The organism is Flagellimonas sp. ABD4_174 (assembly GCF_056160185.1).
Genome location: NZ_JBSWWP010000001.1, coordinates 1,919,014 through 1,937,354, shown reverse-complemented (window position 1 = coordinate 1,937,354; position 18,341 = coordinate 1,919,014). Strand labels below are relative to the sequence as shown.

Sequence of the window (18,341 nt, the reverse complement as noted above, 5' to 3'; positions counted from 1 at the left end):
TCCGATCTTGTGTGTTTGATACACAAGAATTCCAAATTGGACCTTGATATCACATCAATCTTATGGTCGGGTTCTTTGGGGGCTTTAACCCAACCATCCTTCGCGATCCAGACTTCGGTACTGTATGGCTTCGGAAATGTGATTTTCTTGAACCTGTTCGGATTGCTCCAAATCTGCAATGGTTCGGGACACCTTTAAAATACGATCATATGCTCTGGCCGATAGGTTTAGGCGTTGCATGGCTTCTTTTAATAAATTTTTAGAAGAAGGACCCAACTTACAATACGTACGGATTTGTGTGGTTCCCATTTGGGCGTTGTAATGGATACCTTCTATGTCCACAAACCTTTTGGTTTGGATTTCTCGAGCCGCCTCTACCCTTTTTCTTATTACAACGCTGCTTTCTCCCTTACGTTCATCGGACAATTTATCAAAAGGAACTGGAGTCACCTCAATGTGTATGTCTATCCTATCCAATAACGGGCCCGATATTTTGCTCAAATACCGTTGCATTTCAGCCGGCGATGAAGTAACCGGAGCGTCCGGGTCGTTAAAATATCCTCCTGGACTTGGATTCATACTCGCTACTAGCATAAAACTACTGGGATAGGTGACCGTAAATTGCGCTCTGGCAATGGTTACTTCTCTATCTTCCATAGGTTGTCGCATTACTTCCAGCACCCGACGCTCGAATTCTGGGAGTTCATCCAAAAAAAGAACACCATTGTGCGATAAAGAGATCTCTCCCGGCTGAGGATAACTTCCTCCCCCTACCAAAGCGGCAGAACTTATGGTGTGATGTGGGTTTCTAAAAGGCCGCTGACTCATCAGCCCCTTATTTTTCACCTTGCCGACAACGCTATGTATTTTAGTGGTTTCCAAAGCCTCATGCAAGGTCATGGGCGGTAAAATGGATGGCAACCTTTTGGCGAGCATGGTCTTACCGGCTCCAGGCGGACCGATTAAAATTATATTATGCCCACCGGCCGCTGCTATTTCCATGCAACGTTTAATGCTTTCCTGTCCTTTTACATCGGCAAAATCAAATTCTGGAAATTGAAGATTCTCATAAAACTCCTGGCGAGTATCCACATGGGTTTGCACCAAAAGAGCCTTGGTATCAAAAAAATTTATGACCTGTTCAATATTTTCAACGCCGTAAACTTTTAGACCGTCCACTATGGCGGCTTCGCTTGCGTTCTCGGAAGGGAGGATAAATCCTTCAAAGCCTTCCTCCCGTGCTTTTATAGCTATCGGCAGGGCTCCTTTTATGGGTTGCAGACTACCATCCAGCGAAAGCTCGCCCATAATTAAATAGTTTTCAATGTTGTCGGATTTTATCTGGTTGGATGCCGCCAAAATACCCAGGGCCAAAGTAAGGTCGTAGGCCGAGCCTTCTTTTCTTAAATCGGCCGGGGCCATGTTTATGGTAATCTTTTTTCCCGGTATTTTGTAACCGTTGTTTTGGAGTGCTGCAGCAATTCGGTAATTACTTTCTTTTATGGCATTGTCCGGCAATCCTACCAAATGATACCCGATTCCCTTATCGATATTGACCTCCACAGCAATGGTAGTTGCCTCGATACCGAACACGGCACTTCCGTAAACTTTTATGAGCATAAGCATTCTTGTTGAAAATGATTGAAAAAGTAATCAATCCTGTTTCAAAAAGAATCGCTTTTTGATGAATGCCCTGTTTTGAATTGATGGATGGCCCATCTGGATCAATAAAAGATCAATACCGATTCTGCGGTTTCCTCGATCTCTTGTTTGTTCATCATCATTTTACGGAATTCGCCGTTCACATACATTTCCGCTTGATCTTTGTAATGCTTGCTCAATGGGTTCCCGGATTGACCGGTAGGTAAAATACTGATGCTGTTCTCAATATCTGAAAAATCGATGATCCTTCTGGTAGATGGTCCCGAGTTTACTTTGTAAAAACCAGTTTCATCATAAGGAAAAGCTAGGTTGTTTATTACTTCCCTTGTTCCTACAATGGGGAAAGGACCTACATTAAAATACTTACGGAGCCATTCCACTTGCCCGAATGGATGCTGGTGCTCCAAAGTATGTACCTTGTCCCAGGTCCATTGGCTCGGGTCGTCTCCAAAATCCTTGACCAGCGATTCCCAAGTTTGTGCAAAGGATATCATTACAATATCTTCCCTGGTTTCGACCACATTGGGCGTGTTAATGTTATCCCACCATTCACCTTCCTTCATTTGGGCACCCCAGGCGATCTGTCTTTTGAATAAATGGGTGGACAAGAATTGTTTGAACATCTCTGGCCCCATCTCATCTTCCATTGTGTTTTTGACCATTTGGTACAATGTTCGGTGATAAATTACCGGGCTTGTTGAGTTAAGCGTATATTCTCCGTTCCAATTTTTTAAGGAGTCCAATAGGACCAATTGTTTACCGGACAAATGGGTAACATCGAACAACTTGATCAACTCATTGATAACTTCTTTGTTTACCGGGGAGGTTACATCCAGAATCATTTCCGACATGGCTTCCTTGTCCCAATCGTTCTTGGCATCGAGCAGCTGAACTATACGTTTGGCCCTGTTTTCGGGCAGATAATACCCAGGATACAACATGCCGGAGATGGAATCGGGTTGATTGTTCGCCGAATACACATAGTTCCAGGGTGGATTTTCGGCCATTGGATTCTCTGAAAAGTCCAAATAGCGCAAGGGTTCGTCTTTTCCCGAGGCTCCGTCCAAAATAAATTTTGTAGATAAACTATCCGGCATTTGGTACAGCTGAGCACTCGCCCACCAAGCAACATTCCCTTCTGCATCGCCGTACATAATATTAAGTCCGGGCGCATGTATATTGGGCAAAGCACTTTTAAACTCCTCCATGTTCTTTGCATGGCTGATCCCATGCAATGCATGCATTACCTTATTTTTTGGCTTGGTATAAATCCAGGACATGGCAACGGGTCGATCGCCCGTAATTTGATCCGCTATATTATTTAAAATAGGACCGTGATGTGTTTTCCGATAAGTAAAAGCAACGTCTTTCCCATCTTTTACTTTAATGGTCTTGTTAACGACCTCATAGTTTTTCCAGCCTTCAACTGTTTTATACTGCGTGCTATCGGTGGGATTGGTCTCCTCGTAGTAAAAGTCGATGTCGTCGTTTTCGAACATCGTCATACCGTAGGCCAAGTTTCTATCGTGACCCAATAAAGGAAAAGGAATCCCTGCCATATGATACCCGTATTTCTCGTAGGTAGGCGTGCTAATGTGCGCTTCGTACCAAACGGATGGCTGTGCAAATCCTATATGCGGGTCGTTCGCAAAAAGGACTTTACCGTTTTTGGTCTTATCGGGCGCCAATACCCAACTGTTGCTTCCTTCCAACATTGGAATCGGCAGGTTTTCTAGGGCAGCCGTGACACTTGCGGTAATTTGAGTGCCCAGTGTATCGGTTTTTACTCCTTTATAATTTTTTATCCAAACGGTAGAAGTATCGGACGTGATCGCCAGGTCCTTTATAACATCGTCTCCCAATTTATTGCGCATACTGGTCAACAAGGGGTCCGTTTTGTGAGCCATGGCAAAACTAAAGGCCATATATCCTACGGCATTGTAGACATCGTCAATGGTAAATGGCTCTTTTTCCAGACCCGTTAAATAAAATTCGATGGGGGTCGGACCGTTTTTTATAAATTCGTTAATACCATCCAAATAGGCTTGCGTAAGTACAATGGCCTCACTATCCTTATCCAGTTCACTAACTGTTTTTTTGGTATGGTCATCAATGCCAAGGGATAGAAAAAATTTATCCGTTTTAACCATATCTTCACCAAAAACCTCTGCCAGCCTTCCTTTTGCCACACGTCTCAACAACTCCATTTGCCACAATCTGTCCTGTGCGTGTACATATCCAAGCGCTTTTAGGGCATCTTTTTCATTTTTGGCATAAATATGAGGTATACCGTATGGATCAAAATAAGTGGTTACCTCGCTAGATATGCCAGGCAACGTTTTTTTTCCTCCATAATCGGGTTTAAGGCTGTTTAAAAATATGGCAACGCCAATAATTGTAAGTAGAAGTAATCCTAGAAGTACAAAGAGTACCTTTTTGAGTTTTTTCACGAAGATGGGTTAAGTCAATTTGTCCATCCTAAGTTATAATTATTTTCTTAATCCACTTAAAAAAATTTGACGAATGTCAACTAATTTCCCATGGAAAGGTTATGCTTTTCCAATCCCGATCTTAACCATGCCCCATAGGTTTCCACATCTACATATTGTACCGCTTGGTTCAAGATTTCCATATTTGGGGACAATAACACATAATAGGGTTGAGAGGCCGCATTAAAGTTAACAGTTTGGAAGGTACCCCATTTTTGACCGATGGTCTCGATAGCTTTAATTCTTCCGGAGTCGAATTTAAAATTGAACTGTTCCGATTTAGGCAGCTCCTTTCTATCGTCCACATAAAGTGAAATTAGCACGTATTCCTCTTTTAGAATTGGATAGATGCTTGGATCGCTCCATACATTTTCTTCCATTTTTCTGCAATTGACGCATGCCCATCCCGTAAAATCGAGCAGAATGGGTTTGTTTACTTCTTTGGCAAAGGCCACGCCCTCGTCAAAATCCTTAAAACAATCCAATCCCAAGGGACAATCACTTTCCGTTTCCACTACACTATAAAAGCTTGGTGGCGGGAAACCGCTCAACAATTGCAATTGGTTGACATTAAATAGCCCTAGAACCAAATACACCGTAAAAACCAAACTTACTATTCCCGTTAGCTTTCGTGCTGGTGAAAGATTTTTTCTTGGTCCGTCGTGAGGAAATCTAATCACACCGAACAAATACAGTGTGGTCAACACAAAAAGTACGACCCATATCCCAATGAATATTTCTCTTTTAAAAATACCCCAATTGCCTACCAAATCAGCATTCGACAAAAATTTGAATGCGAGGGCCAATTCCAAAAATCCGAGAACCACCTTAACTGTGGTCATCCAACCGCCGGACTTGGGCAAAGAATTTAACCAGGCCGGGAACATGGCGAACAAAGCAAAGGGGAGCGCCAAAGCCAGGCCAAACCCTACCATTCCCATGGTTAGATTTGTGGCCACATTGCCTTCTGCCAATGTTGTACTCCCCAAAAGTCCTCCCAAAATGGGCCCGGTACAGGAAAAGGATACGATGGCAAGGGTCAACGCCATAAAAAAGATGCCCAACCCACCTCCTACTTTGGACGAGGCGGCGTCCATTTTGTTGGCCCATGAACTTGGCAACGTCAATTCGTAATAACCAAAAAATGAAAAGGCAAAGAATACAAAAATGACAAAGAAGAACACATTGAGCCAAATATTGGTGGCAATGGTATTCAATATTTGAGAATCGACCGAATTGAACAGATGAAAGGGCAGGCTCAACAGAAAATAGATCAACACAATAAAGAAACCGTACAATATGGCATTGCCCACTCCTTTAGACCTATTCTGCGATTGTTTTGTGAAAAAGGAAACCGTTAATGGAATCATTGGAAAAACACATGGGGTCAACAAAGCGATCAGACCTCCCAAAAAACCAAGCCCAAAAATCACCCAAAGACTGGATTTTCCATCAGACCCCCCTACTCCATTTTGGTTCAATAACTGTTTGTTTTTAAAATCAACTTTAAGGGACTCCCCAAGAGCAGCACTCCGGTCGTCCAAAGCAGTTTCTTCGGCCACAAAACCGCTACCGTCCAACGATATCTGAAAATATTCATCCACTGGAAGGCAAACTTCTTTACAGATTTGATAAAAAAGGTTCACCGAAATTTGATTGACGGAGGTATCCAGTAGTTTTATTTTTTGGGTAAAAATGGCTTCCTCTTTAAAAAAGGTCTCCTCAACTTCGAAGATATCGCTGTACTCTTTGATAGTTTCACTTTCCTGGGTCTTTCCTAAAAGCTCGTAATCCTCTCCGGCCTTTTCAAAAGTAAACTCACTGGGCAGTGAACCTCCTTCTGCGGTATATTGGGAATACACATGCCACCCGTCCATGATCTTACCTTTGAACACCAATTCGTATTCGGTATCCGAAATTTTATGCACTTCGTGGCTCCAAACTGCAGGGTTTTCATCGGTTTGGGCAAAAATGGTAAAATTAATAAAGAGAAATCCTAGAAAGAGTACTGCTAATCTCATGTAATTTGGGTAATCTTAAGTATTTTCCGGGTTGAATCATCAACCTTAAATCGTTCGTCGGCCCGTTTGCCCACAACCCAAACAATTTTGTTGTCCGAGCAGAGCAGCCACTGTTTTTCTTTGGAAACAAGATCCATTTTTTCATCCTTGAAAAATTTGGACACTTTTTTCTTTCCTTTCATGCCGAATGGATAAAAATAGTCGCCATTTATCCAATTCCTTAACACTAACGGAAAGTTTAACTTTTCCTTGTCCAAAAATACGACATTTTTAGCCCTTTCATCAATGCATCGCACATCTTCCAACAGTAATTTAACAGGTCGATCAATGCGAGTGTCCGCTATATGGACATAGTAGGATTGACCCGCATTACTTTGCAGTTTTGACAGGATTAGACAATCCCTATCCTTTACCATCCGATGAGTTCTTGAAAACACTTGTTTTCCACTCTCCGCGGACAGTAGACCTTTTACATCATCCCACTCCGTAAACCCAAAATCATTAAATAGGCCATATAGATGGGCATCCAATGGGTCAAGTTGCCGTAAATCTTCAATTCTTATTTTGATGTCACCTTTCCAAGGCTGGAACACGCGATCCTTTAATTCTTTTATGGAGTTTTTAAGAATACCGTTGGATTGGCCCAGATTATTCTGCGTACGCAAAAAGTTTTGAAGAAAAGTAGGGTGCAGTTCCTTTAAGAGAGGAACTATTTGATGGCGGATTTTATTTCGAAGATATTTTGTGCTGGCATTGCTACTATCCTCTCGCCAATTTATATTTTCTGATTTTGCATATCCCAAAAGTTCTTTTTGAGAAAATGGCAAGAGAGGACGTATCACCTCTCCATTGATTTCAGGTATTCCAGATAGCCCATCGAGCCCTGTTCCACGGGATAGATTAATCAAAAAGGTTTCGAGACTATCATCTGCGTGATGCGCCGTAAGCACATACCCACAACTTGTGTTGTCCAATATCTCGGTAAACCATTGGTAGCGAAGGTCACGTGCGGCCATTTGAATGGAAATGCCATGATTCCTGGCATACTCTTCTGTTTCAAAATGTTTTACATGCACTTGAACCCCCCATTGCCTTCCCGAATTACGAACAAAATCTTCATCACCGTTACTCTCTGCTTCCCTGAGCTTAAAATTGCAATGGGCCAATTCTATATCCAATCCCAGTCCAAGACATAAATGTGCAAGCACCATGCTGTCCAATCCGCCACTACAAGCCAACAATAGCCTATTATCCTTTAAAAAAGGTAAATTTTTGGCAATATGCTCCTTGAATTTTAAAAACATAGCGCGAATTTACGAATAAACCTTAGCCTTCTTCCAAAACGGTTCGCATTGCTTTGGCCTTGAGCAGACATTCCTGATACTCCATCTCTGGTTTGGATTCTGCAGTTATGGCGCCGCCAACAGAATAAGAAATATATTTTTTTTCGGCGTTGTACAAAATACTTCGGATCACCACATTAAAATCAAAGTTACCTTGAGGATCAAAATATCCGACCGTTCCACTGTACAACCCTCTTCGGGTCTCTTCCAAGTCTTCAATGATCTTCATGGCGGAAATTTTTGGGGCCCCCGTCATACTGCCCATTGGAAAAGTTTCTTTTATGATTTCAACTGGGTTTTTATTTTCTTCCACTTTTGAAATTATTGTTGAAATCAATTGGTGTACTTGCTTAAACGTGTGCACCTTGCACAATTCCTCGACCTTAACGGTACCCTTTATGGCACTCTTGGAAAGATCATTGCGCACCAAATCGGCGATCATAATATTTTCTGCCCGTTCTTTCTTGTTCCTTGCCAATTCATCCTTAATTTTTTCATCCTCATTGGCATCTTTTCCCCTCGGAGCAGTTCCTTTGATCGGTTGAGAGATTACCTTTTGGCCTATCTTTTTTATATAGCGTTCCGGTGAGGCACACATTAAATATTGATCATGCATTTTTACATACGCCGCGAACGGAGGTTCGGATATACTGTTCAATCTAATGTAGGTTTCCAATGGTTCTATAACAACGTCTTCTGCATAAAATTCTTGACAAAAGTTGGCCTCGTAAATGTCGCCTCGATGAATATGTTCCAAAAAGCGATTGGCTTTTTCAAAATAGGCATCCTTGTGGATCCGCATTTTTATTTTGATGGGCTCGGCATCACTCTTGGGTAGATCCAGAGAGCCGTATTCCCGAATTTTGGCCAAGTCGCCATCAATTTCGCAGGCATAATCGTTTAAATAGTTGAACCTAAGTTGTCCGTCTGCTATAATGATGATCTTTTTGGGACAAAAAAAACGAAGTAAAGGGAATCCAAGTCCATCAAAATTGTTGGACGTTAAATCTTCAAGTTCATTTTTAAAATCATACGAAAAGTAGCCGAACAACCAATCCCTTCTTCGTTCTATAAATGTTTGAAGTTCGGCGTCGGTATTGACCCATTCTTGAGCGCCAACTGCCAAACATGCCTCGAAAGTGGAGTATGGGTCTTGGTGCCGGTTACTGTCCAGCCAAACCACTTCCCTGTTCGACCTGGACCACTGTAGCAGCGCCATTTTACTTTGTAAGTCAGGGCTTATCTTAAAAGAACGGTTCGTCCGCAATACCTATTTATTTTAACGAATCTAAAAATGTGTCGAGTGCCTTTTGGTGATCTTCCTTTAAAGCCTTGTCAACAATTGCACCATCAAAATTATCATAAAATGAAGGCAAGGAAAAGGTCGCTGTTATCTCTGCCCCAAATCTCGGCAACATATTCCCTACAACTTCAATAGAGCCCTTGGCTCCTCTTTTTCCCCCTGATGTTGACATTAAAAAAACCTTGGTTCCTTCCAAAAAACCCCTGTCCGATCTAGATAGCCAATCCAATACGTTCTTAAAAAAAGCCGAAGGATTTCCATTGTGTTCGTTTACGGATAAAATAAGCGCCTCGGAATTTTTGATCTTAGTTTGTAGTTCTTGTATTTGCTTTGGAAAACCATTTTCTTTTTCGTAATCTTCGCTGTACATCGGAAAAGGGTGTTCTGCCATGTTCAACACCTGAATATCACTGTCTTGCACCAATGAAACCGTATGCTTTACCAATTTAAAATTGATGGATGTTGAAGAATTGCTTCCGGCCAGTGCCAAAATTGCAGCCATAGTATAAAATTGTTGATTGTTTCGCTAAAATACCTCGATCAAAGCAGAGATGCGACTATTTTGTATATTTTTGACGCACAGAACATCCAAACATACTGCAAAACAAGTATATAGGTCGAAGTAAATTTAGATGACAGCCAAAAGTAATAGGTTATTTTTTATTGATGCCATGCGGGCCTGGGCCATATTAATGATGCTCCAAGGTCACTTTATCGACGGTTTGCTCGACCCTGTTTTTAGAGACCAGGACAATCCGGTTTACAGCATTTGGCTGTATTTTCGAGGAATTACCGCTCCGGTATTTTTTACGGTATCGGGTTTTATATTTACATACCTGCTCATTAGAGTGCCTCAATCGGGTATGGAAAATCCCAGGGTTGCTAAAGGAATTCGACGGGGATTACAACTTTTGGCCATTGGATATTTGCTAAGATTAAACCTCGGAGGACTATTTAAAGGACAGATTTACAACGCTTTCTATCTGGTCGACGTATTACATTGTATTGGAATGTCCATCTTGGGACTTATTGGAATCTATGTATTCACATCGAAAAGAAAAAAATGGATGTTCCCTTTGGTTTTGATCAGCTTCACCTTGATTCTATTCCTTTTTGAGAGGGTTTATAAGGATTGGTCTTTTGCATTTTTACCCGATTTCCTTGCCAACTATTTCACAAAGGCGAATGGCTCTGTGTTCACTATAATACCTTGGTTCGGTTATGCCACTTTAGGTGCTTTTATTTCGGTATTGTTTACCCGTTATAAGGATTTTAAATATTTATATCCCTCCGCCATTGCACTTTCACTGGGAATGGGATACCTGCTAATTTATCAATCCACCGACGTGTTTGCCCTACTATACGATTGGACCGGCTTTGAATTCCTCAAATTGATTTTGTCCAATAACTACCTATTTATTCGATTAGGCAATGTTTTTGTTGTTTTTGCCGTGTTTATGGTCCTAAGGCAGTTAATGACCAACAAAACGGTTTTAAAAATCGGGGCAAGCACCTTATCCATTTATGTAATACACTTCATCATTTTATACGGCAGTTTTACCGGGTTGGGGCTGTACCGATTTTTTAATCGTTCGCTATCCCCTGAAATAATTATACCCGGAGCAATCCTTTTTATGATAGCTTGTAGTTATTTTGCATTGCAATACAACAAGTACGAGACGCTTATTAAATCTCAGGTTGTTTTGGGCGCTAGGTTCGCCCGAATCCAGCTACTGGAATTAAGAGAGGCGTCAATCCCTGTTTTCCGTGAACTTTATGTACGGTTTAGGCTCTTTTTGCGACGATTATTACGAACTGTTCGGAGCTAAAAAAAGCATCCAATCCTAAGATTGAATGCTCTTTTTGTACTTAGCTTCTTCTATCTATTTGCGGGTATATTCTAAGTTGATACTAGAATCAAATTCAACCCCACTTTTTTGATTACACGTGCAGTGCCCTATCATCGGTCGCTGCCAATGCCGCTTCTTTAACTGCCTCTGCAAAAGTTGGGTGCGCATGGCTCATTCGAGAAATATCCTCCGCAGACGCCCTAAACTCCATAGCGGTAACACCTTCTGCGATCAAATCGGCACAACGTGCCCCGATCATGTGGATCCCCAATACTTCGTCGGTATTTTTATCTGCAAGGATTTTTACAAAACCATCGATGTCCATACTGGCTCTTGCTCTTCCCAAGGCGCGCATTGGGAACTGACCTGATTTGTATTCAATACCTTCTTCCTTCAATTGCTCTTCCGTTTTTCCAACAGCAGCAACCTCTGGCCATGTATAAACCACACCTGGAATTAAGTTGTAATCGATATGTGGTTTTTGTCCTGCCAATAGTTCAGCGACCATAGTTCCTTCTTCCTCGGCCTTGTGCGCCAACATAGCTCCTTTCACCACATCGCCGATGGCATAAATATTGGACACATTGGTTTGCAGGTGTTCGTTCACCTCTACTCTTCCCCTATCATCCAATTTCACTCCGGCGGCTTCGGCATTCAACCCATCAGTATAAGGTTTACGACCAACACTTACCAGGCAGTAGTCGCCAGTAATGGTAACCTCGTTTCCTTTTTTATCGTCGGCTTTTACAATTACTTCATCACCTTTGCGCTCAACAGATTTTACTTTGTGGGAAAGGTTGAACTTTACCTTTTGCTTTTTCATCACTTTGGTAAGTTCTTTGGAGAGTGCCCCGTCCATTCCAGGAATAATTCGATCCATATACTCCACCACGGTCACATCCGCCCCTAATCTTTTGTACACCTGACCGAGCTCCAATCCAATAACTCCACCACCGATTACGATCAAGTGCTTGGGAACCTCTTTCAGTTTTAAGGCTTCGGTAGAGGTAATCACTCGCTCCTTATCAATTTCGATAAAGGGTAAGGAAGAAGGTTTGGAACCTGTGGCGATAATTATATTTTTCGCCTCAATCGTTTCTTCACCATCTTCTTTTGCAATGATAACATGGGTGGCATCCTTAAAACTACCAATACCGTGATACACATCTATTTTGTTCTTGCCCATTAAAAACTCAATACCCTTTGTAGTCTGGTCCACAACACCTTGCTTACGGGCAATCATTTGCTCGAGGTTGACTTTTATCTCGCCGGGTATTTCGATTCCATGCTCTTCAAAATGTTTTATGGCATCTTCGTAATGGTGGGAAGAATCCAATAACGCCTTGGATGGGATACAACCTACATTTAAACAGGTTCCCCCAAGTGTGGCATATTTTTCTATTATTGCCGTTTTCATCCCCAATTGGGCACATCGAATGGCCGCTACATAGCCTCCTGGTCCAGAGCCGATGATAGCTACATCATATTGATTCATAGTATATTGTTTGTAAGAATAATTGCTTAAAAAATATTTTGCCAAAACAAGTGTAAAAGTACAAATGTTTTTCGGGACAGTACCAATCAATGCTGTGGGAAAAAGTTGAAACTTATGGGTGAAGAAGTTAAGAGTGAAGGGTGAAGGGTGAAGGGTGAAGGGTGAAGGTAAATGGAATTGACACGAATTTCACGAAGGGGAGCAGAATTGGTCCCTGAGCGGAGTCGAAGGGATTGTTCGATGGTTGTACTGTTGGATTGTTTGATTATTGATGATTGAAACTTGGACACAGAAATTCTTCAGTCGTTGGGCTTCTTCAGAATGGCAATTGGCAATCACAAACTGCTGCTTGATGATTATCCACTGACTTCCAACTTCTGACTAGTAACGTCTAAATATGTACCGAAGGACTATTCTTTACCTCGTTGATCACAAAAGAACTTTGGGTGTTGCCAATATTGGCAATGGCAGTAAGCTTTGTGAGCATAAAGTCTCGATAACTTTTCATATCGGCAACATAGATTTTCAGAATATAATCGTAATCCCCCCCGACATGGAAGCATTCGGAAACCTCTTTCAATTGTAAAATCTCCTGTTCAAATTTTAGTACATTTTCTTTGGTATGATGGATCAACCGTATTTGACAGAGCACCATAAAATCCCTGCCGACTTTGTGCTTGTTCACCAATGCTGTGTATTGGGTAACCACGCCATTGCGTTCCAATCGACGAATTCGTTCGTATACCGCAGTTTTGGACAAATGCAAAGCATCCGCGTATTGTTTTGTGGTTTTTTTACTATCATTTTGAAGCAATCTGATCAATTCAATATCCAATTTATCCAATTTCATAACGTCAATTTTTCTAACATGCTTGGCTAAATTGCGTCATTTAAGAACAATTTCCTAATATTTATCATTTTAAAGAACATAGTTCCTGATTTATCTCAAAGGATTGACAATATTCCTGTGATATCTTATTTTTATCAAAAAACAACTCATTATGGACTATAAAGCTTCAGAACACATACAGGACCTTCAATATTTTGGTGAATTTGGAGGTGTAAACCCCTCTATATCAGATTCATCAACCTACACCTTCCTATCTGCAAAAACCATGTTCGACACCTTCGAAGGCAATACCGAAGGCTGCTATTTGTATAGCCGTCACTCCTCCCCTTCTAACCTGTATTTGGGCGAGGCCATGGCGCAATTGGAAGGTACCGAATCGGCCAATGTTTATGCAAGTGGTATGGGAGCAATAACTGCGGTAATCCTTCAATTATGCAATGCTGGAGACCACATTGTCTGCAGTAGAACCATCTATGGGGGCACCTACGCGTTTTTGAAAAATTTCGTAAAAAAGTTCAATATCTCGGTATCCTTTATCGATATCACCGATTTAAATACGGTCGAAAAATCCATCACACCAAAAACCAAAATGATATATTGCGAAGCGATAAGCAATCCTCTTTTGGAAATAGCGGACATCCCTTCCCTCTCCAAAATCGCAAAGAAAAACAGTATGCCACTCGTAGTGGACAACACCTTTTCCCCGTTGAGCATAAGCGCTGCACAATTGGGGGCCGACATTGTTGTGCACAGTCTAACCAAATTTATAAACGGAAGCAGTGACTGTGTTGCAGGTGCCGTTTGTGCCTCTACCGATTTTTGCTTGAGCCTAAAGGATGTGAACAACGGAGCTGGTATGTTGTTGGGCAGCACTATGGACAGTTTGAGAGCCGCCTCCATTTTGAAAAATATGCGAACCCTGCACATTAGGATCAAAAAGCATAGCGAAAATGCCGATTATTTGGCAAAACAGTTCCAGAACGATGGTTTAACGGTTGTGTACCCCGGATTGGAAAACCATCCTGGCCATGATCTGATGAACGCCCAAATGAATCCCGAATACGGATATGGGGGAATGCTCACCCTAGATGTTGGGTCAGTGGAAAAAGCAAACGCCCTAATGGAATCTATGCAACGAAAAAAACTAGGGTATCTAGCTGTAAGCTTGGGCTTTTACAAAACCCTTTTCAGTGCTTCTGGCACATCGACCTCCTCCGAAATTCCGGAAGAGGAACAAAAAGAACTTGGCCTATCGCAAGGACTTATCCGCTTTTCCATTGGTTTGGACAACGATATAAAAAAAACATACAAAACCATGCGGGAGTGCATGGAAGAGCTGGGAATCTTGGCTCCAGATACGAGTTTGGCCTAGTTCTCGAGCGTAAGGGGCTTGCACAACATAGTGCAAAATCGTAATATTACCTTCTAACAAACTCAGACCAAATGCCGAAAAATACGGAAAAGCCTAAATTTAGGGAAGATGAAAACATAGTAGAAAATAAAAATTTGTCAATAGGGGAAGCACTGATTCCAGTTATTGCTCTTGTTGCCATGTTGGCATACAATGTCTATGTTTTTGGGGACGATGCCCTTAGTGGCTCCAACCAGTTTATCCTTTTAATGGGCGGTGCCGTTGCAGCGGTAGTTGGTATTTTTAATAAGGTATCGTACAAAAGTATGATTGCAGAAGTGGCCGAAAATGTTCGGTCCACCACAGGTGCCCTACTTATCCTTTTAATGGTAGGTGCTTTGTCCGGCACTTGGTTGATCAGCGGAATTATTCCGGCAATGATCTATTATGGCCTTCAAATATTGAATCCTACCATATTTTTGGCCGCCAGCGTTGTAATCTGTGCCATAATCTCCATTGCCACGGGAAGTAGTTGGACCACTGCAGCTACCGTTGGTATTGCCTTGATCGGTATCGGGGATGCTTTGGGCATTTCGTTGGGAATGACGGCCGGTGCCGTACTGTCTGGAGCGTATTTTGGAGATAAAATGTCTCCATTGAGCGATACGACCAATTTGGCACCCGCCATGGCCGGTGGGGATTTGTTCTCCCACATACGCTACATGACCTACACCACAGTTCCCACTATTATGGTAACCCTGATCGTTTTTATTATTCTTGGTTTCACCATTGATACATCTGGAGTGGCGGATACAAGTTATCTGCTCGAGAATATAGGTTCTACCTTTAACATAAACGGTTGGCTTTTTATCGTACCCTTGGCCGTAATCGCATTGATCGTTAAAAAAGCCCCGCCGTTAATGGCGCTTTTGATAGGAACCTTGCTGGGTGGCGTATTCGCACTAATTTTTCAGCCGGACATTGTTGCCAACATTGGTGGCGGGACCTCCCTAAATTTCGAATCAGGCTACAAAGGCATTTTAAATGCCATAACTGTTGATGCTGCAATTACGACCGAAGATCCCGTATTGAACGATTTGTTCTCCTCAGGCGGTATGTCGGGTATGCTCGGTACCATTTGGTTAATTGTATGTGCCATGGTATTTGGTGGTATTATGGATGGTATCGGAGCTCTGGAACGCATTACGGAATCGCTCTTAAAATTGGCCAAGACCACTTTTGGGCTGTTTGCCAGTACAGTAGGCAGTTGTCTGGCTTTGAATGTAACAGCGTCCGATCAGTATTTAGCAATTGTAGTACCCGGCAAAATGTTCTCCAAAGCTTACGAAGAAAGGGGACTGGCCCCCGAAAACCTGAGTAGGTCCCTTGAAGATTCGGGAACCGTAACTTCTGTTTTGGTCCCTTGGAATACATGCGGGGCATACCACAGCGGTGTTTTGGGTGTAGGGGTAGCCGAATATGCGATATATGCTATTTTTAACTGGTTAAGTCCGATTATGACATTACTTTTTGCCGCTTTTAGAATCAAGATAAAACAACTGGCCACTCCAAGCGGAGAATAAATTTTCGCCCTGGTTTTTAAACATCTTCATTTTATTGAGAACTCTTCAAAATATGTTGCTCATTTTTGAGACATGCTCAATTTAAACACCTCTTTTTTATGGCATAGTAACGGATTATCCAGCCATAAGAAATAGCAATTTACATTCTTGAAAAAGCCATAAAACCACTCTATTTTTGCTACTAGAAAATCAAAAAAAATCCAATAAATGACTTTAGTAGGAAGAAAATTTCCAAGTATTGAGGTAAACGCCATCGATGAAATGGGCGATACGTTCAAAATCAATATTTTAGAGAAAGCCAAGGCAGAGAACAAAAAAGTATTGTTGTTCTGGTACCCTAAAGATTTCACTTTTGTGTGCCCAACAGAACTCTTTGCCTTTCAGCAAAACTTAAGCGAGTTTGAAAAAAGAAATACCATAGTGATCGGTGCTTCTTGCGATACTGCCGAAGTTCATTTCGCATGGTTGAACACTGAAAAGGACAATGGTGGAATCGAAGGTGTTTCTTATCCCCTAGTTTCCGATAGCAACAGGAATTTGGCATCTGCCTTAGGGATATTGGACATTATGAAGGAAGACTATAACGAGGAAACCAATTCCGTTATGGTAGAGGGCGATAATGTAACCTACAGAGCCACTTACTTGATTGATGAAGAAGGGACCGTTTTTCATGAGAGCATCAACCACATGCCATTGGGAAGAAATGTTAGCGAATTCTTGCGCTTGGTGGACGCATATACCCACGTACAGGAAAAAGGCGAGGTTTGTCCAGCAAACTGGGAAGAAGGCAAAGAAGCCATGAACGCCGACAGAGCTGGTGTATCCAATTACTTGGCCAACCACGTAAACTAAGACGATATGGTTCTAGAATTGGACAAAGACAATTTGAGCGAGGTCATTGCCGGCAATGACAACGTTGTGGTGCAATACAGCGCATCGTGGTGCGGCAACTGCAGGATCATGAAGCCGAAGTTCAAAAAAGAAGCTTCGTTGAACGAGAATATTAAGTTTGTAATGGTCGATGCCGAAAAATTCCCAGAATCCAGAAAATTGGCCAATGTGGACAACCTGCCCACTTTTGCCACTTTCTCCAAGGGATCCTTGAAAAATCAGGTACAGACCAACAAGTACGATGTTTTAAAAGACTTGATCAATGAAATTGCCCATAATTAAACAAATGGTCAACTTTGCCGAAGAGCACGATGAGGATTATCTTCAAGAAACGGCGGACACTTTGGAAAGTGTTTGTGAGGTTTCCAGCTTGAAAGATGAGGAACTGGACATTATCGGCGAGCTGATCTCCAATCTTTATGGTGCCATAGAGGTATCCAACGAAATCAAAAAAGGGACTCCCAAGAAAGAAGCCCTGAATGGTTTTATGTCCAGGGTACTCGGCTCAATAGACAAGTAGCGGACATTGAATTGCAAGTAGAAATAAGAACCTTCCCGTAACAGACTTCGGGAAGGTTTTTTTAGTATTTTTGGGTTCGAATCAAAACTACGAATATGGCAACTGTAACATTAAAAGGAAACGAAATTCATACCCTCGGGAATCTACCCGAAATAGGTGCCCAGGCACCGAATTTTACTTTAGTAAAAAATGATCTTTCAACCGTAGACCTATCCAGCTACAAAGGCCAAAAGGTCGTTCTCAATATTTTTCCGAGCATCGATACGGGAACATGTGCACAATCCGTGCGCCAGTTCAACCAAGAAGCGGCCGAATTGGAAAACACCAAAATATTGTGCATATCCAAGGATCTTCCCTTTGCCCAGGCACGTTTTTGTGGTGCAGAAGGAATTGATAAAGTAGAGACCCTTTCCGATTTTAGAGATGGTAACTTTGGTAAATCCTACAATGTGGAATTTACCGATGGGCCATTGCAAGGCCTACATTCTCGATCGGTAGTAGTGGTCAACGAAAATGGGGAAGTAGTCTATTCCGAACAAGTGGCGGAAACTGTGGACGAACCCAATTACAAAGCCGCCCTTGAAGCATTGATGGATGCCTAAAGAATCTTTCTTAAAAAATAGGATCAAAAGCGTGGGTTACGCCCTCAAGGGCATGTTTTTGTTATTACGGACAGAACCCAGCATAAAAATCCAGTTTGTTATTGCTTTGATAGTTACGGCCCTTGGGTTTTACTTTCAAATAACGAAAACCGAATGGGCCTTACAACTTTTATCCATAGGTATGGTTATGGGTATTGAAGGCGCAAATACTGCAATTGAAAAAATCTGTGACTACATTCAACCGAATTTAGATCCTAAAATTGGTCTAATAAAAGATATTTCGGCAGGAGCCGTTATGATAGTGTCCATAATTGCGAGCATCATTGGATTGATCATCTATGTACCCAAGATATTTTAGAAAAAATCCAACAACCCAATAAG

Annotated in this window: 16 protein-coding genes; 8 read left to right on the top strand and 8 right to left on the bottom strand. The window is 41.9% G+C overall.

Annotated elements, in window-relative coordinates; genetic code table 11:
• Window positions 1-84: 84 nt before the first annotated feature.
• The 6 genes from ACXAFK_RS08505 to ACXAFK_RS08480 form a co-directional block, all read right to left on the bottom strand.
• Window positions 85-1,620 carry a YifB family Mg chelatase-like AAA ATPase gene (locus ACXAFK_RS08505; protein WP_474957443.1) on the bottom strand — a complete coding sequence of 512 codons (1,536 nt, stop codon included), beginning with the start codon at window positions 1,618-1,620 and terminating at the stop codon, window positions 85-87.
• Between the two features lie 104 nt (window positions 1,621-1,724).
• Window positions 1,725-4,112 (bottom strand): penicillin acylase family protein, encoded by a 2,388-nt coding sequence (locus tag ACXAFK_RS08500; RefSeq protein WP_474957442.1) that lies wholly within the window; start codon window positions 4,110-4,112, stop codon window positions 1,725-1,727.
• An 80-nt stretch (window positions 4,113-4,192) separates the two neighbouring features.
• Window positions 4,193-6,172: a protein-disulfide reductase DsbD family protein gene (locus ACXAFK_RS08495; protein ID WP_224836790.1), complete on the bottom strand. Its 1,980-nt coding sequence runs from the start codon at window positions 6,170-6,172 to the stop codon at window positions 4,193-4,195.
• Entirely contained in the window at window positions 6,169-7,476 is a 1,308-nt protein-coding gene (gene tilS / locus ACXAFK_RS08490) for a tRNA lysidine(34) synthetase TilS (protein WP_474957441.1), read from the bottom strand. The genes ACXAFK_RS08495 and tilS overlap by 4 nt, the downstream gene beginning before the upstream one ends.
• A 22-nt stretch (window positions 7,477-7,498) precedes the next feature.
• Window positions 7,499-8,734, bottom strand: a complete 1,236-nt coding sequence (locus ACXAFK_RS08485) for an anthranilate synthase component I family protein (RefSeq protein ID WP_474957440.1) — start codon at window positions 8,732-8,734, stop codon at window positions 7,499-7,501.
• A 55-nt stretch (window positions 8,735-8,789) separates the two neighbouring features.
• On the bottom strand, window positions 8,790-9,320 hold the full coding sequence (locus tag ACXAFK_RS08480) for an NADPH-dependent FMN reductase (RefSeq protein ID WP_474957439.1): 531 nt from the start codon (window positions 9,318-9,320) through the stop codon (window positions 8,790-8,792).
• Window positions 9,321-9,450: 130 nt separating this feature from the next.
• Here ACXAFK_RS08480 and ACXAFK_RS08475 point away from each other — a divergent pair, with 130 nt between their 5' ends.
• On the top strand, window positions 9,451-10,647 hold the full coding sequence (locus tag ACXAFK_RS08475; protein WP_474957438.1) for a heparan-alpha-glucosaminide N-acetyltransferase domain-containing protein: 1,197 nt from the start codon (window positions 9,451-9,453) through the stop codon (window positions 10,645-10,647).
• Window positions 10,648-10,759: 112 nt separating this feature from the next.
• Here the strand turns inward: ACXAFK_RS08475 and lpdA are convergent, their stop codons facing one another.
• Window positions 10,760-12,163 carry a dihydrolipoyl dehydrogenase gene (gene lpdA, locus ACXAFK_RS08470; protein WP_474957437.1) on the bottom strand — a complete coding sequence of 468 codons (1,404 nt, stop codon included), beginning with the start codon at window positions 12,161-12,163 and terminating at the stop codon, window positions 10,760-10,762.
• A 391-nt stretch (window positions 12,164-12,554) separates the two neighbouring features.
• Window positions 12,555-13,013 carry an Lrp/AsnC family transcriptional regulator gene (locus ACXAFK_RS08465; RefSeq protein WP_224836782.1) on the bottom strand — a complete coding sequence of 153 codons (459 nt, stop codon included), beginning with the start codon at window positions 13,011-13,013 and terminating at the stop codon, window positions 12,555-12,557.
• Between the two features lie 151 nt (window positions 13,014-13,164).
• Here ACXAFK_RS08465 and ACXAFK_RS08460 point away from each other — a divergent pair, with 151 nt between their 5' ends.
• From ACXAFK_RS08460 to ACXAFK_RS08430, 7 genes are all read left to right on the top strand, one after another.
• Complete coding sequence (locus ACXAFK_RS08460; RefSeq protein ID WP_474957436.1) at window positions 13,165-14,385, top strand: aminotransferase class I/II-fold pyridoxal phosphate-dependent enzyme; 1,221 nt, start codon at window positions 13,165-13,167, stop codon at window positions 14,383-14,385.
• Window positions 14,386-14,456: 71 nt separating this feature from the next.
• Window positions 14,457-15,947: a Na+/H+ antiporter NhaC gene (nhaC, locus tag ACXAFK_RS08455; protein WP_474957435.1), complete on the top strand. Its 1,491-nt coding sequence runs from the start codon at window positions 14,457-14,459 to the stop codon at window positions 15,945-15,947.
• A gap of 207 nt (window positions 15,948-16,154) precedes the next feature.
• Window positions 16,155-16,799, top strand: coding sequence for a peroxiredoxin (locus ACXAFK_RS08450; protein WP_224836779.1), 645 nt, complete (start codon window positions 16,155-16,157; stop codon window positions 16,797-16,799).
• Between the two features lie 6 nt (window positions 16,800-16,805).
• Window positions 16,806-17,120, top strand: coding sequence for a thioredoxin family protein (locus tag ACXAFK_RS08445; RefSeq protein ID WP_224836778.1), 315 nt, complete (start codon window positions 16,806-16,808; stop codon window positions 17,118-17,120).
• A complete protein-coding gene (locus ACXAFK_RS08440; protein WP_224836777.1) occupies window positions 17,101-17,358 on the top strand; it encodes a DUF6952 family protein in 258 nt (85 codons plus the stop codon). The genes ACXAFK_RS08445 and ACXAFK_RS08440 overlap by 20 nt, the downstream gene beginning before the upstream one ends.
• A 95-nt stretch (window positions 17,359-17,453) precedes the next feature.
• A complete protein-coding gene (gene tpx, locus ACXAFK_RS08435) occupies window positions 17,454-17,960 on the top strand; it encodes a thiol peroxidase (protein WP_474957434.1) in 507 nt (168 codons plus the stop codon).
• The gene (locus tag ACXAFK_RS08430) at window positions 17,953-18,318 is read left to right on the top strand and encodes a diacylglycerol kinase family protein (protein ID WP_474957433.1); all 366 of its coding nucleotides are present in this window, start codon (window positions 17,953-17,955) and stop codon (window positions 18,316-18,318) included. Before tpx ends, ACXAFK_RS08430 begins: the two co-directional genes overlap by 8 nt.
• Window positions 18,319-18,341 lie beyond the last annotated feature (23 nt).